We start from the raw sequence: 1,510 nt of genomic DNA on the forward strand, positions 1-1,510 counted from the left end.
CACGAAACTTCATCGCCACGCCGCCCTCGGGGCTTTTCAGGCGCAATTCCTCGGAATGCAGCATGAGGCGTGAGAAATCGCGCGCTGCGCCTTCGGCGTAAAACGGGTCACCCAGAATCGGGTGGCCCAACGCCAGCATGTGAACGCGCAACTGATGCGAGCGACCGGTTTTCGGAAACAAACGCACGCGCGTCGTGTCACCTTCGTATTTGACGACACGCCAATCGGTGACGGCCTGCTTGCCCGTATCATGACACACCATCTGGCGCGGTCGGTTCGGCCAGTCGACGATCAACGGCAAATCAACCGTCCCCGTTTTGGCCTCAACCCACCCCCAAACGCGAGCAATGTAGGTTTTGCGGGTTTGTCGCTGCTCGAACTGCATGCTCAGATTGCGTTGCGCATGGGGCGTCTGCGCAAACACCATCACGCCCGAGGTATCCCGGTCCAACCGATGCACCAGCAGGGCCTGCGGAAACACCGCCAGCACGCGGGTCAGCAGGCAATCCGCCAAATGCCCACCTCGCCCCGGCACCGACAACAAGCCCGAGGGCTTGTTCACCACAATCAATTGCGCATCTTCATGCAGCACATCCAGCGGTGTCTGGGGGGGATCGTAGGTCTCGCTCATGCCCGCGTGCCTATCCCACAGCGCCACTTCCCGCAACGTCGTCCTTGCGCGCGGCGCGCGTATCGTGAACCGTTGAGGCAAAAGGGGAGAGGTCATGCATCCAACAATCGAACGCATGCAAGAGGTTGTCGCCAAAGGGGACGAAGACCTCATTCACGAGCTTTTGGCCGAGGACGTCCGCTTCATGCCGCCCACCTACTACAGCACATGGACCGGCCGCGCGCCGGTTGCGGCGGTGTTGGGCCATGTGGGTAAGGTATTTTCCGACTTCCGCTATCGACGGATCATGGGCAGCGGCAATGACTGGGCGCTGGAGTTTCAATGCAAGGTCGGAGATCTGGATGCGGTCGGCGTGGACCTGATCACGCTAAACGACGAGGGTTTGATCCAGCAGTTCGAGGTTGTGATGCGCCCTCACAAGACCATTGGTGCCCTGCGTGAAGCGATGATGGCCCGGGTGATGACCGACCCCCGGTTTCTGGAATTCAAATCCGCCCTAAGCTGATCATGTCAAATCCGCTTGCCGCCGATCAGATTCTGCGTGTGCCCCTGCTGCCAGTTCTGGCGGCGCAGGGCTTGGCTGTGCGCCGCAAGGCCCAGCTGCTGCCGGAACCGATTGGTCCGCGCGAAGGGCGAACGGGCCGTGGGCCTCGCCTGCGCCTGTTGATTGCGGGCGACAGTTCTGCCGCCGGCGTAGGCGCGGGCACGCAAGAACAGGCGCTGTCAGGCCATTTGGTCAAACACTTGGAGCGGCATCACTCGGTCGAATGGCGGTTGGAGGCAACAACCGGACACACGACACGAGATACGCTTGAGAGGTTGCAAACGATTGGAGGCACATACGATGCGGTCGTCACCGCGCTCGGCGTGAACGACGTG

Annotated in this window: 3 protein-coding genes; 2 read left to right on the top strand and 1 reads right to left on the bottom strand. The window is 61.3% G+C overall.

Going from position 1 to position 1,510, the window contains the following annotated elements; all coding sequences use genetic code 11:
• On the bottom strand, positions 1-631 hold a 631-nt coding region (locus tag ACR0E6_RS21105; protein WP_480586985.1), incomplete at its 3' end, for an RluA family pseudouridine synthase.
• 94 nt (positions 632-725) lie between these two features.
• Here ACR0E6_RS21105 and ACR0E6_RS21110 point away from each other — a divergent pair.
• Together ACR0E6_RS21110 and ACR0E6_RS21115 are read left to right on the top strand one after the other, a co-directional pair.
• Positions 726-1,136: a nuclear transport factor 2 family protein gene (locus ACR0E6_RS21110; RefSeq protein ID WP_170719697.1), complete on the top strand. Its 411-nt coding sequence runs from the start codon at positions 726-728 to the stop codon at positions 1,134-1,136.
• 2 nt (positions 1,137-1,138) lie between these two features.
• Positions 1,139-1,510, top strand: a 372-nt coding sequence (locus tag ACR0E6_RS21115; protein WP_480586989.1) for an SGNH/GDSL hydrolase family protein, incomplete at its 3' end; no start/stop codon positions are given.

The sequence above is a fragment of the Ruegeria sp. AP12 genome (assembly GCF_056540025.1).